A 24,318-nucleotide genomic window follows, 5' to 3' on the forward strand; every position below is an offset into this window, starting at 1 on the left:
GGTCGGAGATGGAACAACGCGAAGTCGTGATCATCGGCGCGGGCCCGGCCGGCGCGGTCGCCGCGGCGCTGCTCAAGCGGCAGGGGCATGACGTGCTGGTGCTGGAGCGCCAGCAGTTTCCGCGCTTTTCCATCGGCGAAAGCCTGCTGGCCCATTGCCTGGAATTCGTGGAGGAAGCGGGCATGCTGCCGGCGGTCCGGGCCGCGGGCTTCCAGGTCAAGAACGGCGCGGCCTTCGCCTGCGGCGAGCGCTACAGCTATTTCGACTTCCGCGACAAGTTCACCCCTGGTCCGGGCACCACCTTCCAGGTGCAGCGCGCGCGCTTCGACCAGGTGCTGGCCGACGAGGCGGTGCGCCAGGGCGTGGAGTTGCGCTACCGGCAGGAAGTGACCGCGGCCGACTTCGATGGCGAGCCGACGCTGGCGGTGCGCGGCGCCGACGGCGCCAGCTACCGCGTGCAGGCCCGCTTCGTGCTCGACGCCAGCGGCTACGGGCGGGTGCTGGCGCGCCTGCTGGACCTGGAAATCCCCTCGTCGATGCCGCCGCGCAAGGCCATCTACACCCACATCGAGGACCGCATCGACGACCCCGGCTTCGACCGCGAGAAAATCCTGATCAGCGTGCATCCCGAGGAACGCGGCATCTGGTACTGGCTGATCCCGTTCTCCAACGGCCGCAGCTCGTTCGGCGTGGTGGGCGGCGAGGAACGGTTCGGCGGCGCCGATGCCGATCCGATGGCCGTCCTGCGCGCGATGGCGCGCGCCGCGCCCAACCTGGAACGCATCCTGAAGCACGCCGTCTGGGACACGCCGGCCGGCGCCATCGGCGGCTATTCGGCCAGCGTGCGCCGGCTGCATGGCCCCGGCTACGCGCTGCTGGGCAATGCCGCGGAATTCCTGGACCCGGTGTTTTCATCGGGCGTGACCATCGCGCTGCGCTCGTCCAAGCTGGCCGCCGACGCGCTGCACCGCCAGCTGGGCGGCGCGCAGGTCGATTGGCAGACGGCGTTCGCCGACCCGCTCATGGTGGGCGTAGAGACGTTCCGCGCCTACGTGCAGGGCTGGTACAGCGGCGAATTCCAGGACGTGGTTTTCTACGAACACGCGCAACCCGAGATCCGCCGCATGATCAGTTCGATCCTGGCGGGCTACGCCTGGGATCTGTCCAACCCCTTCGTCGCCAGCCCGCAGCGCCGCCTGCGCATGCTGAGCGAACTGTGCCGCGGCAGCGACGCGCCGCCGGAGGCCGCATGACGATAACGAGGCTCGCCCGCTGCATCGGCGCGGCCTGGCTGGCGGCCGCGCTGGCCGGCTGCGCCGGCGCCCCGCCCCTGCCGGCGCGCACGGCGGCGTTCGCGCTGCCCCGGCAGCTGCACGTGGTGCAGGCCGCGCCCGGCCAGCCGCCGCAGGACGCGATGCTGGTGGTGCAACGCGAAGGCGCCGCGCTGCGCTGGTCGCTGTTCGACCTGGTGGGCGTGCCGCAGGCCCGCCAGATGCTCGAACATGGCCAGTGGCGCAACGACGGCTTCCTGCGCCCCAACCCCCAGGCGCGCGACCTGTTCGCCGCGCTGATGTTCGCCTGGACGCCCGAGGCCGAGCTGGACGCCGCCTATGGTCCGGGCCGCTGGCAGGCGCGCCGCACGGGCGCGGCGCTGCAGCGCGACCTGCTGGAACAGGGGCGCGCGCGCTGGAGCGTGCGCTGGCCCGACGCCGCCCGGGCCGGCGATTTCACCATCGTCGACGCCGACGGCACGAACTGGCGGATCTCGCCGCTGAAGGAGCAGCCATGAACGCGTGGTTGGGCAAGCCCGGCGTGGTCTGCGCGCTGGGCGCGGGCATAGACGCCGTGGCCGCGGCCGCGCTGGCCGGCGACACGTCCGGCATGCGCGCGCGCACCGGCTGGGTGCGCGGACGCGCCCTGACCCTGGGCGGCTACGACGGCGAGCTGCCTGCCATTCCCGACGCCCTGCCGGCGCATCACCGCAGCCGCAACAACCAGTTGCTGCTGGCCGCGGCCCTGCAGATCGAAGCGCAATTGCGCGGCGCCGTGGCGCGTTACGGGCCGGGCCGCGTGGCCGTGGTGCTGGGCACCAGCACCTCGGGCGTGAACGACAACGCGCCCGCCTTCGGCCACCTGGCCGCGCACGGCGCCTGGCCGGCCGACTACGACTACCGCCGCCAGGCCCTGTCCTCGCCTGCGTCGTTCTTCGCCGACTGGCTGGGCGTCAGCGGACCGGCCTATACGCTGTCGACGGCCTGCACCTCGGGCGCGCGCGCCCTGCTGTCGGCCCGCCGCCTGCTCGAACTGGACCTGTGCGACGCCGTGGTGTGCGGCGGCGCGGACACGCTGTGCCGGCTGACCATCAACGGGTTCGCCGCGCTCGGCGCCATCGACGACGGCCTGTGCCTGCCGTTCTCGGCCAACCGCCGCGGCATCAACATCGGCGAAGCCGGCGCGCTGTTCCTGATGGCGCGCGACGCGGCCGGGTCCGACGGCGTGGCCCTGCTCGGCGGAGGCGCCAGTTCCGACGCCTGGCACATGTCGGCGCCGGAGCCGACCGGGGCCGGCGCGCGCCAGGCCATGCAGGCCGCCCTGGCCTCGGCCGGCCTGGACGCGGCCAGCGTCGGCTGGGTCAACCTGCACGGCACCGGCACGCCGCACAACGACGCGATGGAAAGCCACGCCATGCACGCCGTGTTCCCGCAGGGCGTGCCGTGCTGTTCGACCAAGGCGCTGACCGGCCATGCCCTGGGCGCGGCCGGCGCGCTGGAGGCGGCGCTGGCCTGGGCCACGCTGTCGGCCTCCAATGCCGGCGCGCGCCTGATTCCCCACGTCTGGGACGGCGTGCCCGACCCGCAGCTGCCGGCGCTGGAATTCAGCACGCCGGCGCACCGCTACGCGCCGGGCCGCCCGCGCGTGGCCATGAGCAATTCGTTCGCGTTCGGCGGCAACAACGTCAGCCTGATCCTCGGAGCGCAGCCATGATCCCGTGGCCCATCGCCAGCCTGCTGCCGCACGCCGGCGACATGATATTGATAGACGAGATCCGCAGCTATGATGCGGACAGCCTGTGCGCGCTGGCCGTCGTCAAGCCCGGGCCCTATAGCCTGGCGGACGGTTCGCTGCCGCCCTGGCTGGGCATGGAGCTGATGGCCCAGGCCGTGGGCGCCTGGGCCGGCTGCCGCGCGCGCGAGGCCGGCCAGCCCGTCAAGCTGGGCTTTCTGCTGGGCACGCGGCGCTACGAAAGCCATGCCGACGCCCTGCCGGCCGGCGCGCGCCTGACGGTCCAGGTGCGCCGCGGCCTGGCCGACGCCAGCGGCATCAGCGTGTTCGAATGCGAACTGCACGACGGCGCGCGCCTGCTGGCGCAGGCCAGGCTGAACGTCTACCAGCCGCAGGACCCCAACGCCTTTATCCAGGAAGAGTCACCCGAATGAGCGCAGCCCCCATCCTCGTCACCGGTTCGAGCCGCGGCATCGGCCGCGCGATCGCGCTGGCCCTGGCCGACGCCGGCCACGATCTGGTGCTGCACTGCCGCCGGCAGCGCGGCCAGGCCGAGGCCGTGCAGGCCGAAGTCCAGGCGCGCGGCCGCCAGGCCCGCGTGCTGCAGTTCGACGTCGCCGACCGCCAGCAATGCGCGGCCGCGCTGCAGGCCGACGTCGACGCCCACGGCGCCTACTACGGCGTGGTGCTCAACGCCGGCCTGACGCGCGACGGCGCCTTTCCCGCCCTGACCGGCGACGACTGGGACGAGGTGCTGCGCACCAACCTGGACGGCTTCTACAACGTGCTGGGTCCGCTGGCCATGCCCATGATCCGCCGCCGCGCGCCGGGCCGCATCGTCTGCATCGCCTCCGTCTCCGGCGTGGTGGGCAACCGCGGCCAGGTCAATTACAGCGCCTCCAAGGCCGGCCTGATCGGCGCGGCCAAGGCGCTGGCGGTGGAGCTGGCCAAGCGCCAGATCACCGTGAACTGCGTGGCGCCCGGGCTGATCGACACCGACATGCTGGACGAGCACGTGCCGGTCGACGAGATCCTCAAGGCCGTGCCGGCGCAGCGCATGGGAAGGCCCGAGGAAGTGGCCGCCGCCGTCGCCTTCCTGATGTCGCCGGGCGCGGCCTACATCACGCGCCAGGTCATCGGCGTCAACGGAGGGCTGTGCTGATGAAGCGGGTGGTCGTCACCGGCATGGCCGGCATCAGCGCGCTGGGTTCGGACTGGGCCGGCGTGCGCGCGGCGATGGAAGCGCGCCGCAGCGCCATCCGCTGCATGCCGGAATGGTCGCGCTACGCGGAACTGAATACCCGGCTGGCCGGGCCCATCGAGGATTTCCGCCCGCCGGCGCACTGGACCCGCAAGCAGCTGCGCAGCATGGGCCGCGTCTCGCAGCTGGCGGTGCGCGCCGCCGAGCTGGCCCTGGCCGACGCGGCGCTGCTGGACGACCCCGCCATCAAGGACGGCCGCATGGGCGTGGCCTGCGGCTCGTCCATCGGCAGCACGGCGGAAATCCGCGCCTTCGGCAATATGCTGCTCAACGGCGTCACCGACGACCTGAACGCCAATTCCTACGTGCGCATGATGCCGCACACCACGGCGGCCAACGTCGGCATCTTTTTCGAACTCAAGGGCCGCATCATCCCCACGTCCAGCGCCTGCACCTCGGGCAGCCAGGGCATCGGCTACGCCTACGAGGCCGTACGCTACGGACGCCAGGAATTGATGCTGGCCGGCGGCGCCGAAGAGCTCTGCGCCAGCGAGGCGCTGGTGTTCGACGCGCTCTACGCCACCAGCCAGAAGAACGATACGCCCGGCCTCACCCCTCGCCCCTACGACCGCGACCGTGACGGCCTGGTGATCGGCGAAGGCGCCGGCATGCTGGTGCTGGAATCGCTGGACCACGCGCTGGCGCGCGGCGCGCGCATCCATGCGGAAATCGTGGGTTTCGGCAGCAACTCGGACGGCGCCCACATCACCCGCCCGGAGGCCCGCACCATGCGCGTGGCCATGGAAATGGCGCTGGCCGACGCCGGCCTGGCGCCGCAGGCCATCGGCTACGTCAACGGCCACGGCACCGCCACCGAGCAGGGCGACATCGCCGAAACCCAGGCCACCCACAGCCTGTTCGGCAGCCGCATGCCGATCAGCTCGCAGAAGAGCTACCTGGGCCATACCCTGGGCGCCTGCGGCGTGCTGGAATCCTGGTTCAGCATCGAAATGCTCAACCGCGACTGGTACGCGCCCACGCTGAACCTGGACCACGTCGATCCGCGCTGCGGCGAGCTGGACTATCTGACCGAGGGCCGCCGCATGAGCAACGAATATGTCATGAACAACAACTTCGCCTTCGGCGGCATCAACACCTCGCTGATCTTCCGCCGCTGGCGCTGAAACGGCCGCCGCGGCGGCGGCCGGGAGATTAAACTAGCCGTTTGCCGCAACACCTCAAAAGGTTCCCCCATGAGCACTGCTACGCTCAAGACCCGCCTCTCCGACTCCGTCAAGGAAGCCATGCGCGCCAAGGCCACCGAACGCCTGGCCACGCTGCGCTTCCTGCTGGCCGCCGTCAAGCAGAAAGAAGTGGACGAGCGCCGCGACCTGAGCGACGCCGAAATCACCGCCATCATCGAAAAACAGGTCAAGCAGCGCCGCGAATCCATCGCCGCCTTCGAGCAGGCCGGCCGCACCGAGACCGCCGAGCAGGAAAAGGCCGAACTGGCCGTGCTGCAGGAATTCCTGCCGCAGGCCGCCACGCCCGAGGAAGTCGCCGCCGCCATCGACGCGGCGCTGGCCGAAGTGGCCGCGCAGGGCGTGACGGGCGCGCCCGCGATGGGCAAGGTCATGGCGCTGCTGAAGCAGTCGCTGGCCGGCCGCGCCGACATGAGCGCGCTGTCGCAGCAGGTGAAGGCCCGCCTGGGCTGATCCCGCGCGGCCCGCCGGCGGCGGGCCGCCGTGCACCGAATCAGAACACCCCGCCGAACAGATCCGGCTGGCGCGCCTGCTCGCCCGGTTCGGCGAAATTGCTCATTCCCACCCCCGCCAGCCGGTACAGCGTGTGCGGCGGCAGTTCCACTCTTTCGCACAGCAGCCGCGCCACCGCGGCCAGCTCGGCCGCGGACCCCGGCGGATAGGCGCTGGTCTGGCTGCGCGTCAGGATGCGGAAGCGGTCGGTCTTGAGCTTGAGCACCACGGTGCGCCCCAGCGCGCCCTTTTTCAGCGCCTGGTCCCACACCTTCTGCGCCATGCGCTCGATGGCCTCGCCCAGCGCCTCCAGGCGCACGTCCTGCGAGAACGTGGTCTCGGCCGAGACCTGTTGCAGCGGCGCGTCGGTCTGCACCGCGCGCTCGTCGATGCCGCGCGCCAGTTCGTACAGGCGCCGCCCGTAGCGGCCGAAGTAATGCTCCAGCTCCTGCGCGCCGTGGGTGGCCAGGTCGCCCACGGTATGGATGCCCAGCTGCTCCAGGCGGGCCTGGGTCACCTTGCCCACGCCCGGCACCTTGCGCACCGGCAGCGGCTCCAGGAAGGCCAGCACCTTGGCCGGCGGCACCACGAACAGGCCGTCCGGCTTGTTCCAGTCGGAGGCGATCTTGGCCAGGAATTTGTTGGGGGCCACGCCGGCCGAGGCGGTCAGGCCGGTTTCCTCGCGGATCTGCCGGCGGATGACCTGGGCGACCTCGGTGGCCGAAGGCAGGCCGCACTTGTTGACGGTCACGTCGAGGTAGGCCTCGTCCAGCGACAGCGGTTCGATCAGGTCGGTATGGCGCGCGAAGATCTGGCGCACCTGGCGCGACACTTCGCGGTAGCGGTTGAAGTCCGGCGGCACGTAGACCGCGTGCGGACAGAGGCGCTCGGCGCGCGCCGCCGACATGGCCGAATGGATGCCGTAGCGGCGCGCCTCGTACGAGGCGGCGCAGACCACCGAGCGCGGCCCGGTCCAGGCCACCACCACCGGCCGGCCGCGCAACTCCGGATTGTCGCGCTGCTCCACCGACGCATAGAACGCGTCCATGTCCACATGCACGATCTTGCGCCCCTCAGACACCCTGATATCCCGTGGCAAAAGCATATATTATGACCGGCGACCCGCTATCCAATCCCGCCATCACCGTTCCATGACCGCACCCGCAACCGCGCAAACCGATTACTTCGGCCTCACCATTCCCTTCATGCATTTCGTCGGCCTGGTGCCCGAGCACATCGAGCCGGGCTATGCCCGCACCTCGCTGCCCTGGCGCGCCGACCTCACCAACAGCCGCGGCGACATACACGGCGGCACGCTGATGAGCGTGCTCGACTTCACCTTGAGCGCCGCCGCGCGCGGCTCGGCCGACGGCGAAGAAGGCATGGCCACCATCGACATGAACACCTCGTTCCTGTCGCCCGGCACGGGCGACCTGAAGATCGAGGCGCGCTGCCTGCGCCGCGGCGCCTCCATCGCCTTCTGCGAAGGCGACGTGCGCCGCGCCGACGGCGAACTGGTGGCGCGCGCCACCGCCACGTTCCGCATCATCCGCCGCCGCCCGGGCGGCGACTGACCGGCCGGCTCAGTCCCTGGGCAGGTCGCGCTTGGGCTGGACCTGCGGGCGCGGGTCCAGCGGCATATAGCTGCTGCACGACACCAGGCCGTAATAGACGGCGTCCTGCATGGCGCGCATCGCCGCCGCGTCCCAGGTGCCCTGGCCCCACATCGCGACGCGCACGTCGGTGCTCTTGGGGCCGGCCGCCTTCAGGTCGACCCGCGACATCACGTTGTCGCTGTAGGGCGCCAGCACGCGCACCACGCCGGACTGCGCCGGCTCGTCGATGTCGGCCACCACGCGGTAGGCGTTGTCGGTGCTGCGCAGGCAATCGCGCGATTGGCGGATCGCCGCCGCATAGGCGTCCTTGAATGCCACCGGCGCCTTGAATTCGCTGTGCGGCGACGAACCGTCCTGCGAGATGCCCATCGAGCATCCCGCCAGGCCCAGGGCCAGTGCCGCAGCCGCGGCCAGATTCCTGTACATGTGTATCTCCAGATCAGTGCCCGCGATTATCCCGCATATCGGCCCGGCGCGGCCGCGGGGCGTCACAGGATGCCGATGCGGTATTCGAGGTTCTTGACCAGGGTGCGCAGGCGCGGGCCCAGCGTTTCGTACACGTACTGCCGGTCCAGGCCGTCGGCCGGGATGGTCACGTTGAAGGCCAGCGGCAGGTCGTTGGAGCGAAAGCGCATCGGCGTGGCGATGCCGCAGAGCTCGGCGCGCCAGTCCTTGGTGACCACGCAGAAGCCGTGCTCCTCGATTTCCTCGTAGGCCGCCGGCAGGGCCGGACCGAACCGCTCCCACTCATCGGGGAATTCCTCGGCCAGCCGGCCGCAGATCAGCTCGCGCTCGGCCGCGGTCTGGGCATACAGCAGCGCGCGTCCGGTCGCGGTGCGCAGCAGCGGGCGGGCCGAGCCGATGTCCGGCCGCGAGGCGTTGGAAGCGCCGTCCTGCACCGTTTCCACGTACACCGCCTGCAGGCGGTCTCGGATCGCCATCGACACCGGGCCGCGCGCGTAGCGCGCCAGTTCCACCATGTCGTGCGCGGCCAGCTGGCGCAGGGTCAGGTGCACCAGCAGCGGATAGCCCAGCGTCAGCACCGCCGGCCCCAGTGAGTACTTGCCCGTGCGCTCGTCGCGCCGCAGATAGCCCAGCCCCACCAGCGTGAACGTCAGCCGCGATACGGTCGGGCGCGTCAGCCCCAGCATCTCGGAAATCTCCTTGTTGCCCAGCAGCGGCTCGGCCGCCGAAAAGCACTTCAGCACGTCCAGCCCGTTCGACAGCGTGGAGGCGAAACGCGGGTGCGCCTCGAGCGAGGCGCGGGATTCGAGTTCGTAGTGAAGCGGCGTTTTCGAGTGCATAGGGGCCTAGGGTTGCGGAGCATTGACAGTATATCGCCGGCCGAAATACAAACTATCCGACCGATAAATACATTTGAATTCCATTTATTGAAATTGGAGTATGACCGCCGTGACCGAACCCCAGTTTCCGCGCCAGCCCCTGGGCGCCCGCCTGTTCAGCTTCGCCGTCGTCGCCGACACCCACGTGAACGAATCCGAGGACACCTGCGCCTCACCGTTCGCCACCAACGCGCGCGCCAACGCGCGGGCCCGCCACGTCTTCGCCGACATCGCGCGCCTGGACCCGGCGCCGGCCTTCGCCATCCACCTCGGCGACATCGTCCACCCGGTCCCCGGCCTGCCCTCCTTCGAGGAAGCCGCGCGCCGCTTCAAGGCCATCGCCAGCCAGATCGACATGCCGCTGCACCTGGTGCCCGGCAACCACGACGTGGGCGACAAGCGCATCGACTGGATGCCGGCCGACATCGTCTGCGACGGCTATCTGGACAAGTACCGCGGGATCTTCGGCCCCGACTACTACGCCGTGGACCACGGCGGGGTCCGCTTCCTGTTCGTCAACGCGCTGCTGTTCAACTCCGGGCTGGACGCCGACGCGGCCCAGCGCGAGTGGATCGACGGGCAACTGGCCGGCGCGCCCGGGCGCGTGTTCGTGTCGCTGCACTATCCGCCCTACCTGCACGATCCGGCCGAACGCGGCTCCTACGACAACATCGACGAGCCCGGCCGCGGCTGGCTGCTGTCGCGGCTGGGCAATCCCAAGGTGGAGGCGGTATTCGCGGGCCACGTCCACAATTTCTGGTACGACGTGATCGGCGGCGCGGAACTGTACATGCTGCCCTCCACCGCTTTCCTGCGGCACGACTATTCCGAGTTCTACCGCGTGCCGCCGGCCGACGAGTTCGGCCGCGGCGACGTCGAGAAATTCGGCTACTTCGTCGTCGACGTGCACGAGCGCGGCCACGTGGCCAAGCTGATCCGCACCCACGGCGCGATGCGCGGCGAAGCCGCCGGCGGCCAGCCTCCGGCGCGCGCCCTGCCCCCCGTGCATACCAAGACCGCCGTCAGCGACGGCGTCGCGGTCGAACTGCGCCACCCGTGGGCCGAGATCGTCGAGATTCCCTGCACCGGCGGCGTGCAGGAATTCGGCCGCAAGCTGGCGCGCAACGACTACCCGCTCATGGCCATGTGGGAAATGGGGCTACGCACGCTCAAGATCCCCACCCAGGACCTGCACGACGAACAGACGCTGCGCCGCGCCCGCCTGATGGCCGACGTCGGGCATCGCTTCGTGCTGACTTCGCTGGGCGTGCCCGACACCGGCCTGCTGGACCGGGCGCGCGCCCACGGCGTGCCCATCGCGGCCATCGAGATCAACCTCAGCGCGCGGGCCTTGCAGGATGCGGGGCCCGCGCTCGCCAGGCTGCGCGGCCACACCGACGCGCGGCTCATCTACGGCAAGATCCGCACCGGCGAGGACGACGCGCATTTCGACGGCAAGCACTACAGCCATTTCGTCAACACCGGGCTGCGCGCCGCCGAACTGGACGCCGCCGCGCCCCTGCTGCGGGCGCGGCTGGAACAGAAGCACATCGACGGCATCACCGTGCGGCTGGACTGGGGCGCCGATCTCATCGCCGCCCATGCCGACCTGGCGCGGCGCGCGCAGGACTGGGGCATGTGCGTGAACGTGGGGGTGAAGCTGGCCGACCGCCTGGCGGCGGCCAACACCGACGACGCCGCGATCGCCGCCCTGGTGGCCGAAGCCTTCCTGGCCTCGCGCACGGGCGACGCGGTGAGCTATGCCTTCGACACCTTCATGGACGTGGACCGCGGCTACTTTCCGCGCAATGGCCTGATCGACCGGCGCTACGATCCGCGGCCCGCGGCGCTGGCGCTGGCGGCGCTGAACGCCGTGTTCGACCGGCCCGGCCTGGCCTCGGTCGAACGGCTGGACGGCCCGGCGCACACGCGCCTGTGCCGCTTTCTTACGCACGGCCGCAGCTACGAACTGGCCTACGGCCCCGCCGCCGCGGTGCACGGCCATGCCGCGGGCGCTGGGCGCGTCATCGACCTGCTCTGCCCGCAGACGCCGGTGGACTCGGCCAGCCACGATCGGCCGGGCCATGCGCTGCTGCTGATCGAGCGCGGCTGATCCCGAATCCCCTATCCCAAGGAGCCATCCCATGCTTCGAATCGGAATGAAAATCGCGGCGGCGCTGGCCGCCGCCTGCCTCGCGCTGACGGCCCGCGCCGAATCCTTTCCGGACCGGCCGGTGCGCCTGATCGTGGCCTACGCGCCCGGCGGCGCCACCGATGTGATCGCCCGCGTGCTGGGCGCGAAGCTGACGGCGCAATGGGGCCAGCAGGTCGTGGTCGAGAACCGCTCCGGCGCCAGCGGCATGATAGGAGCCGAGCAGGTGGTGGGCGCCAAGCCCGATGGCCATACCCTGCTGCTGGCCTACACGCCCGAGGTGTCCATTAACAAGCTCGTGTTCAAGCAGATGCGCTACGACCCCATGAAGGACCTGCAGCCCATCGCGCTGGTGGCCGATGCGCCGCTGATCCTGGTCAGCGGCCCCAAGCTGCCGGTGACCACCTACGCCGACATGAAGCGGCGCACGGCGCAGGGCTCGGCGGTATTCGGTTCGCCGGGCACGGGCGGGCAGCAGCATCTGGCCGGCGAGCTGCTGCGCGTGCGCTCGGGCATGAACCTGATGCACGTGCCCTATCGCGGCACGTCGCTGGCGGTGGCCGACCTGGTCGGCGGCCAGATCGACGTCTTCTTCGCCACCGCGCCGGCCATCATCAGCCACATCAAGGCCGGCACCCTGCATCCGCTGTTCGTAGCCGGCCCGCAGCGCCAGGCCGTGCTGCCGGACACGCCAACGGCGCGCGAGGTGGGGCTGGACGACTTCGACCTGTCCAACTGGTTCGGCCTGTTCGGCCCGGCCGGCATGCCGCCGGCGCTGGTCGCACGCATCTCGGCGGACGTGGCCCGCGCGCTGCAGGACGCCGACGTGCGCGCCAAGCTCGAAGGCCAGGGCCTGACGGTCGCGTACAAGCCGCCGCAGGAATTCAAGGCTTTCATCGCCGCCAAAATGAGCAAATACGCCGGCATCGTCAAGACGGCCGGGGTGACGCCGCAATAGCGGGGACGATGCGCAAGGCGGTTCGACACCGCCGGCGGCGCTATGGCATCATCGGTGGACCAGGCGGCTGCCGGCCCAGCCCGCGGCCGCAGCAACCCCGGAGGTCCTCTCTTGTTCTCGTTCCTCAAGCGCACCGTCCTGGCCGCCAGCATCGTCGGCGCATCGCTGGGCGCCAGCGCCGCCCAGCCGCCGCGCGCCTATCCCCTGAAGGATTTCTTCCGCAACCCCGACCGCGGCTTCTTCCGCCTGGCCGACGACGGCAAGACCCTGGGCTTCATGCAGCCCACCAGCGTGGACGGCAGCCCGGCCCGCATGAACATCTACGTGCAGCCGCTGCAAGGCAGCAAGCCCGTGGGCGACCCGCGCCTGCTCACGCGCGAGACCGCGCGCGACATCAGCAACTTCTTCTGGAAAGGCGCCGACGTGGTGCTCTACCAGAAGGACTTCGGCGGCGACGAGAATTTCCACGTGCTGGCGGTCAACGCCAAGACCGGCCAGATCACCGACCTGACTCCCTACGAAGGCGTGCGCGCCGGCATCGAGGACGACCTCGAGGACGACCCCGACCACGTCCTCATCAGCCACAACCAGCGCGACCCCGAAGTCTTCGACGTCTACCGCGTCAACGTCCATACCGGCGCGGCGGTGCTGGTGGCGCAGAACCCCGGCAACATCGTCGGCTGGCAGACCGACCACGCCGGCAAGGTACGCGCCGCCGTCGCCAGCGACGGCCTGAACACCACCCTGCTCTACCGCGACGACGAAGCCGCCGAATTCCGCCCGCTGATCACCACCGACTACCGCACCAGCGTCAGCCCGGCGTTCTTCACCTTCGACGACCGCAAGTTCTACGCCCTGTCCAACCGCGGCCGCGACAAGCTGGCGCTGGTCGTCATCGACCCGGCCAATCCCGACGCCGAAGAGGAAATCTACACGCCCGAGGACGTGGACCTTGACGCCGCGGCGTACTCGCGCAAGCGCCGCGTGCTGACGCTGGCCGCCTACCAGACCGACAAGCCGCAATACCGCTTTTTCGACGCGCAGACCGAGGCGCTGTTCAAGGCGCTGTCGGCGCGGCTCGCGGGCTACGATTTCGCCATCCAGGGCTACGACCGCGATGAAAACAAATTCATCGTCGCCGCCTACAACGACCGCACGCCCGGCTCGCGCTACATCTACGACGCCGCCGCCGACACGCTGACCAAGCTGGCCGACATCAACCCGGCCATTCCCGAGGCGGACATGTCGCGCGTGCAGCCCATCAGCTACCAGACGCGCGACGGCCTGACCGTGCACGGCTACCTGACGCTGCCGGCCGGCCGCGCGCCGTCCGGCCTGCCTTGCATCGTCAATCCGCATGGCGGGCCGTGGGCCCGCGACGGCTGGGGCTACAACCCGGAGGTGCAGTTCCTGGCCAACCGCGGCTTCTGCGTGCTGCAGATGAACTTCCGCGGCTCGACCGGCTATGGCCGCGCCTTCTGGGAAGCCGGCTTCGGGCAATGGGGCCTGAAGATGCAGGATGACATCACCGACGGCGTCCAGTGGCTGGTGCAGCAAGGCATCGCCGACCCCAAGCGCATCGGCATCTACGGCGCCAGCTACGGCGGCTACGCCACGCTGGCCGGCGTGGCCTTCACGCCCGAGCTCTACGCCGCTGCGGTCGACTACGTGGGCGTGTCCAACCTGTTCACGTTCATGCAGTCGATCCCGCCGTACTGGAAGCCCATGCTGGCCAAGATGCAGGACATGGTGGGCGACCCCGAACGCGACCGCGAACGCCTGGCCGCGACCTCGCCCGCGCTGCACGCGGACCGCATCGTCACGCCGCTGTTCGTGGCGCAGGGCGCCAAGGACCCGCGCGTGAACAAGGACGAGAGCGACCAGATGGTCAAGGCGCTGCGCGCGCGCGGCGTGGAGGTCGAATACATGGTCAAGGACAACGAAGGCCACGGCTTTCACAACGACGAGAACAAGTTCGAGTTTTACGAGGCCATGGAACGCTTCCTGAAGGAACACCTCAAGCCGTAGACCGCGCCTCGGCTGCCGCGCCGTCCGGGCGCGCGCGGCCCGCGGCCCGCCCGATCGAGGCCATCTCCACGCGGTCGCGGCCCTGCTGCTTGGCGCGGTAGAGCGCCGCGTCGGCGCGCGCCAGGATGCCGTCGGCGGTATCGCCCGGCTGGTACAGGGCCAGGCCGCCGCTGGTGGTCATGGGCACCTCGGCGTCCGGCAGGGCCAGCGGCGCGTCGCGCACCGCGTCGCATACCCGCTGCGCCTGCACCAGCGCGTGCGCCGGATCGCAGTCATACATCAGCAGCGCGAATTCCTCGCCGCCCAGCCTGCCGAGACGGTCGCTGGCCCGCACCGCGCGCTGCACCACCTGCGCGTAATGGCGCAGCGCGCCGTCGCCGGCCGCATGCCCGTAGCGGTCGTTGATGGACTTGAAGTGGTCGATGTCCAGCAACAGCACGGCCAGCTTGCCGCCGGCGCGATGGCAGCGGCGCAATTCGCGTTCGAGCTCGTCGAGGATGCTGCGCCGCGAGTGCGCCCGCGTCAGGCTGTCGAAGGTCAGCGCCGCCTGCATCTGCTCGGACAGGCTGGTCTGCACCAGCAACAGCAGGGCCAGGAACAGCGCCGGCACCGTGACCGCTCCGCAGACGATGAAGAACAGCCCCCAGGCCGACGGTTCCAGCAAGGAATGGGGCGCCTCGCCGCCGATGGAATAGACCGCCAGGCGCAGGCCCTGCACGGCCGCCAGCCCGAACATCGCCAGCATCAGGTACGCCATCACGCCGCGGGTCTGCAGGCGCCGGCGCTGGCGGAAAATCACCCGCCCCGTGGCCAGCATGGCCACGCAGGTCATGGCCGAAAACAACAGGATGCGGGCGCGCAGCTCGCCGCCGGCAAACAGCAGCAGCGCAAACGCCAGGATGCACAGCGCGCCCAGCGCCGCCGTGGCCTGCGCCTGCGGCGGCAGCCCGAAGAACCGCCGCACGCCGACATGGACCAGGCCGAGCGAACCGACCCAGGCGGCGTTCGAGACCATCACGGCCGGGCCCGGCGCCAGCAGGCCGGACGAGGCATACGCCAGCAACGACACCACGGCCAGCGCATTGGCCGCGGTGAACGCGCGGATGCCGCCCAGGTCGCGTGCATGGAACAGCACGAACAAGGGCAGCGCCAGCGCCGTGGCCAGTCCCCACATCAGGAAGAATAAGGAAATCGTCATGGCTCCTGCCGCGCGCCCTCGTTGGGATTGCCGCACTGCGCACCGCTCGCGCCGCGTTACACCCTAGCATTTTTGACGTCTTTTGTTACAGTCAGGACGAGCCGGCGCGCTATCCTCGTCGGCACTCGCCCCGGCCCGAGCGACGAAGAATACGCCAGCGCCGGCCCCTGTGCGCGTCTCCTTTGCACTACTTGACAGTTGAAATATCCAAAACGTCCTACAGTGCATCCCGTTGACGGCGCCGCAGAGTGCCGCAACCACGTCCATCGGACGTGGCGCGTACTAGCCATGCACTTCGATAGCGCGAGTGCGAAGGTCCCCGCAGCGGGCGCCGCGCAACTGAACCCATGTTCCCCACCTCCATCGCCGGCGCTGCGCGCCCGCGCGGCGTCCGGCTGTCCGGCCGGCGCGCGCCTGCCCGGCGGAGGCGGCGAACGTCCCGAGTCGCAACTGCGGAAGTACTACAGATGCCATGCAAAGGAAAACCTGCGGGAAAAGCCGCCAACCGGTCGCTATCGCGCCTTGACGCCGCGGCGGGCCTGCGCCTGCTGGCCGCCTGTGCGGTCCTGGCGCCGGCCTTGGCGCTGGCCGCCCCCGCCGAGGATTACGACGGCCTGATCGCCCGGGCCCGCGCCGGCGACTACGAGCCCGCGCTGGAGATGCTGCGCCGGCAAGGCGCCGCCGCCGGGCCACGCGCCATCTACGACCACATCGTCATCGCCGGCTGGGCCGGCCGGCCCGCCGAGGCGGCGGCCGCCTTCGAGACGCTGCCGGCCGGCGCCAATCCGCCGGCCGACGTGCAGCTGGCCGCCGCGCGCGCCTACCGCGACCTGCAGCGCTGGCCCGAGGCGCTGGCCGCCTACCGCGCGGGGCTGCGCCGCCATCCGCGGCACACGGCTTTCCAGGCCGGCGAAATCATGACGCTGGCCGACGCCGGCCAGACGCAGGCCGCGCTCCAGGCCGGCGAGCGCTGGGTGGCACGCCAGCCGCGCGACGTCGACGCGCGCCTGGCGCTGGGCTACGTCCACGTCCGGCAGGGGCGCCCTTTCGAGGCCCTCTACCAGGCCGACCGCGCCCTGGCCCTCGCTCCCGACACGCCCTACGTGCAGCGCGAATACATACAGGCGCTGTCCCGCGCCCGCATGTCGGGCGCGGCGCTGGCGCGCGCGTCCGAGCATCCCGGCCTGTTCGACGCCGCCCAGATGCGGCGCTTCGAGGCCGACGCCGTGGCCCAGCAGGTGCGCCTGGCCTCCATGCCGGCGCGCAACGAAGCCGAACGCTACGTCGTCGCCGACCGCGCCCTGGCCCGCTACGACGAACTGATCCCGGCCTGGCAGGCGCTGGGCGAGTCCGCGCGCGACGACGTGCTGCGCGCCCGCATCGACCGCCTGCACGCGCTGCATGCGCGCGCGCGCATGGCCGACCTGGTGCGCGAATACGAGGCGCTGCGCGCCGAAGGCGCACAGGTGCCGCGCTACGCGCTGAACGACGTGGCCTCGGCCTACCTGTACCTGCGCCAGCCGGAAAAGGCGCGCGACATCTACCGCCAGGTCGCCGCCGACGACGCGGCCCGCAACGACGATCCCGAGGACCGCCTGAACACCGAGACCGGCCTGTACTACTCCCTGGCCGAGGCCGAGCAATTCGACCAGGCCTCGCAAAGCCTGGCCGCCAACCGCCAGGACTATCCGGACTGGGTCTACCTCAAGGGCCAGCCCAGCCGCCTGCCCAACGACCTGCGCCTGGAGCGCATGCAGACCGAGGCCGCCGCCAGCCTGCAGGCCGACGACACCCCGGCCGCCCAGCGCAGCCTGGAACACATGGTGCGCGAGGCGCCCAACAACTCCGGCCTGCAGGCCCAGCTTGCCGGCGTCTACCGCGCCCGCTCGCAGCCGCGCGCCTCGGAACGCACGTTGAAAATGGCCGAGACGCTGTCGCCGCGCAGCCTGAGCGTGGAGAACGGCCAGGGATTCACCGCGCTCGACCTGCAGGAATGGCGCCAGGCCGAGGCGCTCAGCCAGGACACGCTGGCGCGCGCGCCCGAGGACCTGGTGTCGCGCCGGCTGGCGCGCCAGTGGCAGGTGCACAACATGGCCGAGCTGCGCATCGCCGGCTACCGCGGCCTGGCTTCGGACAGCCCGGTCTCGGGCAGCGGCGACTTCGGCATCGACGCGGTGGTGTACTCCAAGCCGCTGGACTACAACTGGCGCGCGTTCGGCGGCGGCGGCTACGCGGCCGGCGACTTCGAGGAAGGCCGCGGCACCTACCGCTGGGTGCGCGCCGGCGTCGAATGGCGCGGCCGTGACCTCACCGTCGAGGGCGAAGTCTCCACCCACGACTACGGCGACGGCGTCAAGCCCGGCCTGCGCCTGAGCGCCGCCTACGATCTGGACGACCGCTGGCAGGTCGGCGGCTCGGCCGAGCTGATCTCGCGCGAGACGCCGCTGCGCGCGCTGGCCAGCGGCATCTCGTCGAACAGCCTGTCCGCTTTCGTGCGCTGGCGCGCCGACGAGCGCCGCGAATGGACCCTGGCGCTGTCGCCCTCGCACTTCAGCGACGGCAACAACCGCTGGTCGCTCGGCCTGATCGGACGCGAACGCGTCTACACCGCCCCGCACCTGAAGGCCGACCTGGAATTCGACATCTCCACCCAGCACAACAGCGGCGGCAGCGACGTGCCCTATTTCAACCCGCGCTCGGACCTGACGCTGGTGCCCGGCCTGCGGCTGACGCACACGCTGTACCGGCGCTACGAAACCGCGTGGGAACAGATCGGCACCGTCGGCGCCGGCGCCTACACGCAGCAGGGCTACGGCACCGGCGGCGTGTTCGCCCTGGGCTACGGCCAGCGCTACCGTGCCAACGACGTGCTGGACATGGGCGCCATGATCACCGGCATCAGCCGCCCGTACGACGGCGACCGCGAGCGCGAACTGCGCATCGTGTTCGACCTCGCCTACCGCTTCTGAGACCGCCGCCATGCTTAGAACCCATACCCGCATCCTCCTGGCCGGCCTGTTGCTGCTGCTGATCCTGTTCCTGACCGCCTGCGCCAAGGACATTCCCGTCTACACGCCGCCGGCCGAACGCAGCCTCGCGCCGGCCGACCGGCCCTGGCCGTCCGGCCAGTTCCTGGCCCTGGCCTATCACGACGTGGAAGACGAAGACCCCGACCAGGGCTTTCTCAGCGTGCGCACCGACCGGCTGGTCGACCAGCTGGCCTGGCTGCGCGAGAACGGCTACCAGGCCGTGTCCGTGGACCAGATCCTGGCCGCGCGCGAAGGCGGCAAGCCCCTGCCCGAGCGCGCGGTGCTGCTCAGTTTCGACGACGGCTACCGCAGCTTCCAGACCCGCGTGCTGCCCATCCTCGAAGCCTACCGCTGGCCGGCCGTGCTGGCGCCGGTCGGCGTCTGGATGGACACGCCGGCCGACCGCAAGGTGGATTTCGGCGGCAGCCCGCAGCCGCGCGAGCGCTTCCTGGACTGGGACGGGGTGCGCGAGATCTCGCGTTCCGGCCTGGTGGAGATCGCCGCCCACACCAACGCCTCGCACTACGGCGCCCTGGCCAACCCGCAGGGCAATACCGAGCCGGCGGCCGCCATCCGCGTCTACGACGCCGGCGCCCGCCAGTACGAAACCGAGGCGCAGTTCCAGGCCCGCATGCAGCGCGACGTCGCCGCCATCAGCGAGAAGATCCGCCGCGCCACCGGCAAGGCGCCGCGCGTCTGGGTCTGGCCCTACGGCGCCGAAGGCGGCTCCACCCTGAAGATCGCCGGCGAGCACGGCTACCGCATGGCGCTGACGCTGGAAGACGGCCCCAGCCGGGTCTCGCGCCTGATGTCCGCGCCGCGCCTGCTGCTGGCCAACGATCCGCACCTGCGGCCGTTCGCCGACAGCATCGGCGGCATGGAAGCCCTGCCCACCATGCGCGTCGCGCACGTGGACCTCGACTACATCTACGACCCCGACCCGGCGCAGGTCGACCGCAACCTGGGCGAACTGGTGCAGCGCATCGCCGACATGCAGATCAACACGGTGTTCCTGCAGGCCTTTGCCGATCCCGAGGCCGACGGCCTGGTGCGCTCCGTGTACTTTCCCAACCGCTGGCTGCCCATGCGCGCCGACCTGTTCAACCGCGTCTCTTGGCAGTTGCAGAACCGCGCCCACGTGGCGGTCTACGCATGGATGCCGGTGCTGGCGGTCGACCTGGACCCGTCCATCGCGCACGTGACGCGCTGGGACCCCGCGCATCCCGGGGCCGCCCCGGCGCCGGATCCCGACCAGTACCGCCGCCTCTCGCCCTTCGATCCGGTGGCGCGCCAGCGCATCGGCGACCTGTACGAGGACCTGTCGCGCTACACCCTGTTCGACGGCGTGCTGTTCCATGACGACGCGGTGCTCAGCGATTTCGAGGACGCCAGCCCCGGCGCGCTGGCGGCCTACCGCCGCGCCGGCCTGCCCGGCTCCATCGCCGAGCTGCGCGCCGATCCCGACACGCTGCAGCGCTGGACCCGCCTGAAAAGCCGCGCGCTGGTCGATTTCACGGACGAGCTGACCCGGCGCGTGCGCGCGGTGCGCGGCCCGCACATCAAGACGGCCCGCAACATCTACGCCCAGCCCATCCTGAACCCCGCCAGCGAAACCTGGTTCGCGCAGAACCTGGACGACTTCCTGCAGGCCTACGACTGGACCGCCCCGATGGCGATGCCGCGCATGGAGAACGTGCCCGAAGCCGGCGAGCACGCCTGGCTGGACAGCATGGTCGACGCGGTGGCGCGCCGCCCCGGCGCGCTGGACAGGACCGTGTTCGAACTGCAGGCGCGCGACTGGCGCACCGGCCCGGACCGTCCCGAGTCCACGCCCATCGACACGGCCGTGCTGGCCGGCTGGATGCAGCGGCTGCAGCTGCGCGGCGCCCGCAACTTCGGCTACTACCCCGACGACTACTCGCAAGACCAGCCCCGGCTGCAAGACATCCGGCCCGCCATCTCCGAAGCCTGGTATCCCGTCCGATGATAGACCGCCTGATCGCTCTGCTCATACTCTGCGCCATGCTCGGCGTGCCGTTCGGCTTCACGCTGATGCTGACCGGCGAGGCGCTGCTGGGCTTCGTGTTCTTCTACCCGCTCTTCATGTCCGGCCTGTGGATGAGCGGCGGCCTCTATTTCTGGTGGCACTGGGAGCGGCACTGGAAATGGGGCAAGGACCGCCAGCCGCCGGCGCTGCCCGGCAATCCCCTGGTGTCCATCCTGGTGCCCTGTTTCAACGAGGCCGAGCACGGCGAAGAGACCCTGCTGGCCGCGCTGGCGCAGAACTATCCGCACATCGAGGTCATCGCCATCAACGACGGCTCCAGCGACGGCACCGCCGACATGCTGGACCGCCTGGCCGCGCGCCACGACCGGCTGCGCGTGGTGCACCTGGCGCAGAACCAGGGCAAGGCCATGGCGCTGCGCATGGGCGCGCTGGCCGCGCGCAGCGAGTACCTGGTGTGCATCGACGGCGACGCCACGCTGGACCCGGACGCCGCCGCCTACCTGGTGGCGCCGCTGATCCAGAACCCGCGCGTCGGCGCGGTCACCGGCAACCCGCGCATCCGCACCCGCTCGACCATGATCGGCCGCATCCAGGTCGGGGAGTTCTCCTCCATCATCGGCCTGATCAAGCGCACCCAGCGCGTCTACGGCCAGGTGTTCACCGTGTCCGGCGTGGTCGCCGCGTTCCGGCGCGCGGCGCTGGACCGCGTGGGCTACTGGAGCCTGGACATGATCACCGAGGACATCGACATCAGCTGGAAGCTGCAGCGCGACCACTGGTCCATCTTCTACGAGCCGCGCGGCCTGTGCTGGATCCTGATGCCCGAGACCCTGCGCGGGCTGTGGAAGCAGCGGCTGCGCTGGGCCCAGGGCGGCGCCGAGGTCTTCCTGAAGAACCTGCGCTCGATCTGGATCTGGCGCCACCGCCGGCTGTGGCCGCTGATGGCGGAATTCTGTCTGTCCACCGCCTGGGCCTTCGCCTTCGGCATCTCGGTGCTGCTGTGGGCCGTCAGCCAGGTCGTGGCGCTGCCCAACAACATGTACATCGCCAGCCTGATGCCGCCGGCCTTCACCGGCATGATGCTGGCCATGGTGTGCCTGCTGCAGTTCGTCGTCAGCATCCTGATCGACCGCCGCTACGAGCCCGGCCTGCCGCGCGCGCTGTACTGGGTCATCTGGTATCCGCTGGCCTTCTGGATGGTGAGCCTGTTCACCACCCTGGTCAGCTTTCCCAAGGTCATGCTCCGCAAGCAGGCCCGGCGCGCGCGCTGGGTCAGCCCGGACCGGGGCATCAAATCACCGGACGCATCATGATCATCACCACGCAACGCTCGCGCGCGGGCTATCTGTTCGACCTCGTCCTGACCGCCCTGGGCTGGTTCGCCTTCGTGTACCTGTTCGGCGCCGGCATCCTGGCCATCCTGCGCGACGCGCAGGGCCCGGGGCTGTCGCCGCTGCCGGCTTTCGTGCCCACGCTGCGCACCCTGTCGGGCTATGCGCTGCTGGCGCTGGCCAACGCCGCCCTGCTGGTGGCCTGGGCGGTCTACAACCACCGGCGCTTCGCGGGCAAGGACCGGCGCAAGCCGATCAAGCCGCTTGGCGACCGCCGGCTGGCCATGAGCTTCGGGCTCACGCCGGCGCAGCTGGCGGAGCTGCGCGCATCGCGCACGGCCGTCATCCACCACGGGCCGGACGGACGCATCACCGGCATCGAGACGCGCAGCCCGCTGCTTACCGCGGTGCACACGGGTTGACCGCCGGCTACTACGCCTTCTTCTTCTCCACGTCCGGCAGCAGGACCGCCACCACCCCCAGCAGGGGCAGATAGGCGCACACCTGGTACACATGGGCGATGCTGGTCGCGTCGGCCAGCTTGCCCAGCGCCGCCGCGCCCAGGCCTCCCATGCCGAACGCAAAGCCGAAGAACAGGCCGGCGATCATGCCGACCTTGCCCGGCACCAGTTCCTGCGCATAGACCACGATGGCCGAGAACGCCGAGGCCAGCACCACGCCGATCACCACCACCAGCGCCCCGGTCCAGAACAGGTTTGCGTACGGCAGCAGCAGCGTGAACGGCGCCACGCCCAGGATGGACACCCAGATCACGATCTTGCGGCCGATGCGGTCGCCCACCGGCCCGCCCACCACCGTGCCCACCGCCACCGCGGCCAGGAACAGGAACAGGTACAGCTGCGCCTCGCGCACCGACAGGCCGAACTTGTCGATCAGGTAGAACGTGAAATAGCTGTTCAGGCTGGCCAGGTAGAAATACTTGGAGAACACCAGCACGCCCAGCACCGCCAGCGCGCCCAGCACCTGCCGGCGCGACAGCGCATTGCCGGCCGCCGCGCCGCGCGCCCGCGGCTTCAGGCGCTCGCGGTTGGCGCTGTACCAGCGCCCGATGCCGGTCAGCACCACGATGCCGAACAGCGCCGCCAGCGAAAACCAGGCCACGCTGCGCTGCCCGTGCGGAATGATGAACAGCGCCGCGGCGAGCGGCCCGAGCGCCGAGCCCACGTTGCCGCCCACCTGGAACAGCGACTGCGCCAGCCCGTGGCGCCCGCCCGAGGCCATCCGCGCCACGCGCGACGACTCCGGATGGAACACCGACGAGCCCGTGCCCACCAGCACCGCGGCCGCCAGCAGCCAGCCGAACGACGGCGCCATCGCCAGCATCAGCAGCCCCGCCAGGGTGAAGCCCATGCCCACCGGCAGCGAATACGGCTTGGGATTGCGGTCGGTGTAGAAGCCGATGAACGGCTGCAGCAGCGAGGCCGCCAGCTGGTACACCAGCGTGATCAGCCCGATCTGCGCGAACGACAGCGTGAAGGACTCTTTCAGCATGGGGTAGATGGCCAACAGGATCGACTGGATCATGTCGTTCATCAGGTGCGCCACGCTGATCGCGCCCAGCACCTTGAAGGCGGTGGACGGGTCTGAAGCGGCGGGTGCGGCGGGTTGGGCGTCGGCCATCGCGGCCGCGGGATTCTGGGCGGGGTTCATGGATCTCGGGAAATAAAGGGGACGGCTTTCCCGGCGCGATGCCGGGACCTGTAGCCAGTGTAGGAAGCGCGTCCCGTCCCGATCTGCCATTTTTCGTCTTGAAAGTGACAAAATGCGTGAATCATCCTTTTGTCGCCTGACTCATTCTCATGCCGGAAGTGACAGACATGCTGACCCGCACCCTTCCCGATCCCGGCCGCAGCGTCAACGCCCAGGACTACCAGGACCGCCCGCGCGTGGTCACGGCCATGGCCAAGGAATTCCCGGCCGGCGCGCGCACGGGCACTCACTCCCATCCGCGCGCCCAGCTGGTGTACGCGGTCGGCGGCACCATGCGCGTGACCACGCCCACCGGCCTGTGGGCCCTGCCGCCGATGCGCGCGCTGTGGGTGCCCGCCGGGGTGCCGCACGGCGTGGACATGGTGAGCGCGGTCTCCATGCGCTCGCTCTACCTGCAGGCCGAGGCCGCGCGCGGCTACTGGCCGCAATGCCAGGTGGTCGAGGTCAGTGCGCTGCTGCGCGAGCTGATCCTGGCGCTCACCGCCGAACCCATCGACTATCCGCTGGGCGGGCGGGCCGAGCAGATCGCCGCGCTGGCCCTGTCCGAACTGGCCGCCGCCCGCGTCGCGCCCCTGCAGATCCCGTGGCCGCGCGACCGCCGCCTGCAGACCATCTGCGCCGCCATCCTGGACCGGCCCGGCCTGCAGCGCGGTATCGAGGACTGGGGCAGCGAGGTCGGCGCCAGCGCCCGCACCCTGATCCGGCTGTTCCAGGCCGAACTGGGCCTGAACTACCGCCAGTGGGTGCAGCAGGTGCGGCTGGCCGACGCGGTATGCCGCCTGGCCCAGGGCGAGCCGGTCGCGCGCATCGCCTCCGATCTGGGCTACCGTAGCGCCAGCGCGTTTTCCGCCATGTTCCACCGCGCGCTGGGCGCGCCGCCGCAGCGCTACCTGCGCCCGGCCGCCCAGGGTTGAAAGCCGGCCGGCGGGCTTCGCCCGAGTTACATTTTTCGTTACCGAAACCTTA

Annotated in this window: 21 protein-coding genes; 16 read left to right on the top strand and 5 right to left on the bottom strand. The window is 70.5% G+C overall.

The features are described 5' to 3' along the window. Nucleotides 1-8: 8 nt before the first annotated feature. The 7 genes from AC1M14_RS16585 (at nt 9) to AC1M14_RS16615 (ending at nt 5,919) form a co-directional block, all read left to right on the top strand. Nucleotides 9-1,253: an NAD(P)/FAD-dependent oxidoreductase gene (locus tag AC1M14_RS16585; protein WP_479730064.1), complete on the top strand. Its 1,245-nt coding sequence runs from the start codon at nt 9-11 to the stop codon at nt 1,251-1,253. Then, a complete protein-coding gene (locus tag AC1M14_RS16590) occupies nt 1,250-1,789 on the top strand; it encodes a hypothetical protein (protein ID WP_111825577.1) in 540 nt (179 codons plus the stop codon). Before AC1M14_RS16585 ends, AC1M14_RS16590 begins: the two co-directional genes overlap by 4 nt. Beyond that, complete coding sequence (locus AC1M14_RS16595) at nt 1,786-2,985, top strand: beta-ketoacyl-ACP synthase (protein WP_479730065.1); 1,200 nt, start codon at nt 1,786-1,788, stop codon at nt 2,983-2,985. The genes AC1M14_RS16590 and AC1M14_RS16595 overlap by 4 nt, the downstream gene beginning before the upstream one ends. Continuing rightward, on the top strand, nt 2,982-3,437 hold the full coding sequence (locus tag AC1M14_RS16600; RefSeq protein WP_102771585.1) for a hotdog family protein: 456 nt from the start codon (nt 2,982-2,984) through the stop codon (nt 3,435-3,437). Before AC1M14_RS16595 ends, AC1M14_RS16600 begins: the two co-directional genes overlap by 4 nt. Further along, nucleotides 3,434-4,165 carry a 3-oxoacyl-ACP reductase FabG gene (gene fabG / locus AC1M14_RS16605; RefSeq protein ID WP_111825462.1) on the top strand — a complete coding sequence of 244 codons (732 nt, stop codon included), beginning with the start codon at nt 3,434-3,436 and terminating at the stop codon, nt 4,163-4,165. Before AC1M14_RS16600 ends, fabG begins: the two co-directional genes overlap by 4 nt. Further along, entirely contained in the window at nt 4,165-5,388 is a 1,224-nt protein-coding gene (locus AC1M14_RS16610; protein ID WP_102771587.1) for a beta-ketoacyl-ACP synthase, read from the top strand. The genes fabG and AC1M14_RS16610 overlap by 1 nt, the downstream gene beginning before the upstream one ends. A 69-nt stretch (nt 5,389-5,457) precedes the next feature. Further along, complete coding sequence (locus AC1M14_RS16615; RefSeq protein ID WP_102771588.1) at nt 5,458-5,919, top strand: GatB/YqeY domain-containing protein; 462 nt, start codon at nt 5,458-5,460, stop codon at nt 5,917-5,919. Nucleotides 5,920-5,959: 40 nt separating this feature from the next. On the opposite strand, the gene dinB is transcribed toward AC1M14_RS16615, so the two are convergent. Continuing rightward, complete coding sequence (dinB, locus tag AC1M14_RS16620; RefSeq protein WP_479731814.1) at nt 5,960-7,006, bottom strand: DNA polymerase IV; 1,047 nt, start codon at nt 7,004-7,006, stop codon at nt 5,960-5,962. Nucleotides 7,007-7,109: 103 nt separating this feature from the next. Here dinB and AC1M14_RS16625 point away from each other — a divergent pair, with 103 nt between their 5' ends. Next, complete coding sequence (locus AC1M14_RS16625) at nt 7,110-7,532, top strand: PaaI family thioesterase (protein WP_102771590.1); 423 nt, start codon at nt 7,110-7,112, stop codon at nt 7,530-7,532. 9 nt (nt 7,533-7,541) lie between these two features. On the opposite strand, the gene AC1M14_RS16630 is transcribed toward AC1M14_RS16625, so the two are convergent. Both AC1M14_RS16630 and AC1M14_RS16635 read right to left on the bottom strand, forming a co-directional pair. Further along, nucleotides 7,542-8,000: a BPTD_2524 family lipoprotein gene (locus tag AC1M14_RS16630; protein WP_102771591.1), complete on the bottom strand. Its 459-nt coding sequence runs from the start codon at nt 7,998-8,000 to the stop codon at nt 7,542-7,544. A gap of 62 nt (nt 8,001-8,062) precedes the next feature. After that, on the bottom strand, nt 8,063-8,878 hold the full coding sequence (locus AC1M14_RS16635) for an IclR family transcriptional regulator (RefSeq protein WP_102771592.1): 816 nt from the start codon (nt 8,876-8,878) through the stop codon (nt 8,063-8,065). A gap of 109 nt (nt 8,879-8,987) precedes the next feature. On the opposite strand from AC1M14_RS16635, the gene AC1M14_RS16640 reads away from it, so the two are divergent. From AC1M14_RS16640 to AC1M14_RS16650, 3 genes are all read left to right on the top strand, one after another. Next, nucleotides 8,988-11,030: a metallophosphoesterase gene (locus AC1M14_RS16640; protein ID WP_479730066.1), complete on the top strand. Its 2,043-nt coding sequence runs from the start codon at nt 8,988-8,990 to the stop codon at nt 11,028-11,030. 31 nt (nt 11,031-11,061) lie between these two features. Next, nucleotides 11,062-12,027, top strand: coding sequence for a Bug family tripartite tricarboxylate transporter substrate binding protein (locus AC1M14_RS16645; protein ID WP_479730067.1), 966 nt, complete (start codon nt 11,062-11,064; stop codon nt 12,025-12,027). A gap of 111 nt (nt 12,028-12,138) precedes the next feature. After that, entirely contained in the window at nt 12,139-14,055 is a 1,917-nt protein-coding gene (locus tag AC1M14_RS16650; RefSeq protein WP_479730068.1) for an alpha/beta hydrolase family protein, read from the top strand. Here AC1M14_RS16650 and AC1M14_RS16655 read toward each other — a convergent pair. Next, nucleotides 14,045-15,253: a GGDEF domain-containing protein gene (locus tag AC1M14_RS16655; RefSeq protein WP_479730069.1), complete on the bottom strand. Its 1,209-nt coding sequence runs from the start codon at nt 15,251-15,253 to the stop codon at nt 14,045-14,047. The two genes, AC1M14_RS16650 and AC1M14_RS16655, sit on opposite strands and share 11 nt — an antisense overlap. A gap of 467 nt (nt 15,254-15,720) precedes the next feature. Between AC1M14_RS16655 and pgaA the strand changes: the two genes are divergently transcribed. Genes pgaA through pgaD form a run of 4 tightly spaced genes read left to right on the top strand, consistent with a single transcriptional unit; the run spans nt 15,721 to nt 22,043 of the window. Next, the gene (pgaA, locus tag AC1M14_RS16660; protein WP_479730070.1) at nt 15,721-18,222 is read left to right on the top strand and encodes a poly-beta-1,6 N-acetyl-D-glucosamine export porin PgaA; all 2,502 of its coding nucleotides are present in this window, start codon (nt 15,721-15,723) and stop codon (nt 18,220-18,222) included. Nucleotides 18,223-18,232: 10 nt separating this feature from the next. Next, nucleotides 18,233-20,269, top strand: a complete 2,037-nt coding sequence (gene pgaB, locus AC1M14_RS16665) for a poly-beta-1,6-N-acetyl-D-glucosamine N-deacetylase PgaB (protein WP_479730071.1) — start codon at nt 18,233-18,235, stop codon at nt 20,267-20,269. Then, the gene (pgaC, locus tag AC1M14_RS16670) at nt 20,266-21,603 is read left to right on the top strand and encodes a poly-beta-1,6-N-acetyl-D-glucosamine synthase (protein WP_102771599.1); all 1,338 of its coding nucleotides are present in this window, start codon (nt 20,266-20,268) and stop codon (nt 21,601-21,603) included. The genes pgaB and pgaC overlap by 4 nt, the downstream gene beginning before the upstream one ends. Continuing rightward, the gene (gene pgaD, locus AC1M14_RS16675; protein WP_102771600.1) at nt 21,600-22,043 is read left to right on the top strand and encodes a poly-beta-1,6-N-acetyl-D-glucosamine biosynthesis protein PgaD; all 444 of its coding nucleotides are present in this window, start codon (nt 21,600-21,602) and stop codon (nt 22,041-22,043) included. Before pgaC ends, pgaD begins: the two co-directional genes overlap by 4 nt. 10 nt (nt 22,044-22,053) lie before the next feature. Here pgaD and AC1M14_RS16680 read toward each other — a convergent pair whose 3' ends face one another. Next, complete coding sequence (locus tag AC1M14_RS16680) at nt 22,054-23,292, bottom strand: MFS transporter (protein ID WP_102771601.1); 1,239 nt, start codon at nt 23,290-23,292, stop codon at nt 22,054-22,056. A gap of 167 nt (nt 23,293-23,459) precedes the next feature. Here AC1M14_RS16680 and AC1M14_RS16685 point away from each other — a divergent pair, with 167 nt between their 5' ends. Further along, nucleotides 23,460-24,266 carry an AraC family transcriptional regulator gene (locus AC1M14_RS16685; RefSeq protein WP_209164825.1) on the top strand — a complete coding sequence of 269 codons (807 nt, stop codon included), beginning with the start codon at nt 23,460-23,462 and terminating at the stop codon, nt 24,264-24,266. The last annotated feature ends 52 nt before the right edge of the window (nt 24,267-24,318 follow it).

The organism is Achromobacter sp. SX5 (assembly GCF_056711425.1).

Coding starts and splice junctions, on each gene's coding strand:
- AC1M14_RS16585 (WP_479730064.1), top strand. CDS start 9: ATGGAACAACGCGAAGTCGTGATCATCGGCGCGGGCCCGGCCGGCGCG.
- AC1M14_RS16590 (WP_111825577.1), top strand. CDS start 1,250: ATGACGATAACGAGGCTCGCCCGCTGCATCGGCGCGGCCTGGCTGGCG.
- AC1M14_RS16595 (WP_479730065.1), top strand. CDS start 1,786: ATGAACGCGTGGTTGGGCAAGCCCGGCGTGGTCTGCGCGCTGGGCGCG.
- AC1M14_RS16600 (WP_102771585.1), top strand. CDS start 2,982: ATGATCCCGTGGCCCATCGCCAGCCTGCTGCCGCACGCCGGCGACATG.
- fabG (WP_111825462.1), top strand. CDS start 3,434: ATGAGCGCAGCCCCCATCCTCGTCACCGGTTCGAGCCGCGGCATCGGC.
- AC1M14_RS16610 (WP_102771587.1), top strand. CDS start 4,165: ATGAAGCGGGTGGTCGTCACCGGCATGGCCGGCATCAGCGCGCTGGGT.
- AC1M14_RS16615 (WP_102771588.1), top strand. CDS start 5,458: ATGAGCACTGCTACGCTCAAGACCCGCCTCTCCGACTCCGTCAAGGAA.
- dinB (WP_479731814.1), bottom strand. CDS start 7,006: ATGGACGCGTTCTATGCGTCGGTGGAGCAGCGCGACAATCCGGAGTTG.
- AC1M14_RS16625 (WP_102771590.1), top strand. CDS start 7,110: ATGACCGCACCCGCAACCGCGCAAACCGATTACTTCGGCCTCACCATT.
- AC1M14_RS16630 (WP_102771591.1), bottom strand. CDS start 8,000: ATGTACAGGAATCTGGCCGCGGCTGCGGCACTGGCCCTGGGCCTGGCG.
- AC1M14_RS16635 (WP_102771592.1), bottom strand. CDS start 8,878: ATGCACTCGAAAACGCCGCTTCACTACGAACTCGAATCCCGCGCCTCG.
- AC1M14_RS16645 (WP_479730067.1), top strand. CDS start 11,062: ATGCTTCGAATCGGAATGAAAATCGCGGCGGCGCTGGCCGCCGCCTGC.
- AC1M14_RS16655 (WP_479730069.1), bottom strand. CDS start 15,253: ATGACGATTTCCTTATTCTTCCTGATGTGGGGACTGGCCACGGCGCTG.
- pgaA (WP_479730070.1), top strand. CDS start 15,721: ATGCCATGCAAAGGAAAACCTGCGGGAAAAGCCGCCAACCGGTCGCTA.
- pgaB (WP_479730071.1), top strand. CDS start 18,233: ATGCTTAGAACCCATACCCGCATCCTCCTGGCCGGCCTGTTGCTGCTG.
- pgaC (WP_102771599.1), top strand. CDS start 20,266: ATGATAGACCGCCTGATCGCTCTGCTCATACTCTGCGCCATGCTCGGC.
- pgaD (WP_102771600.1), top strand. CDS start 21,600: ATGATCATCACCACGCAACGCTCGCGCGCGGGCTATCTGTTCGACCTC.
- AC1M14_RS16680 (WP_102771601.1), bottom strand. CDS start 23,292: ATGAACCCCGCCCAGAATCCCGCGGCCGCGATGGCCGACGCCCAACCC.
- AC1M14_RS16685 (WP_209164825.1), top strand. CDS start 23,460: ATGCTGACCCGCACCCTTCCCGATCCCGGCCGCAGCGTCAACGCCCAG.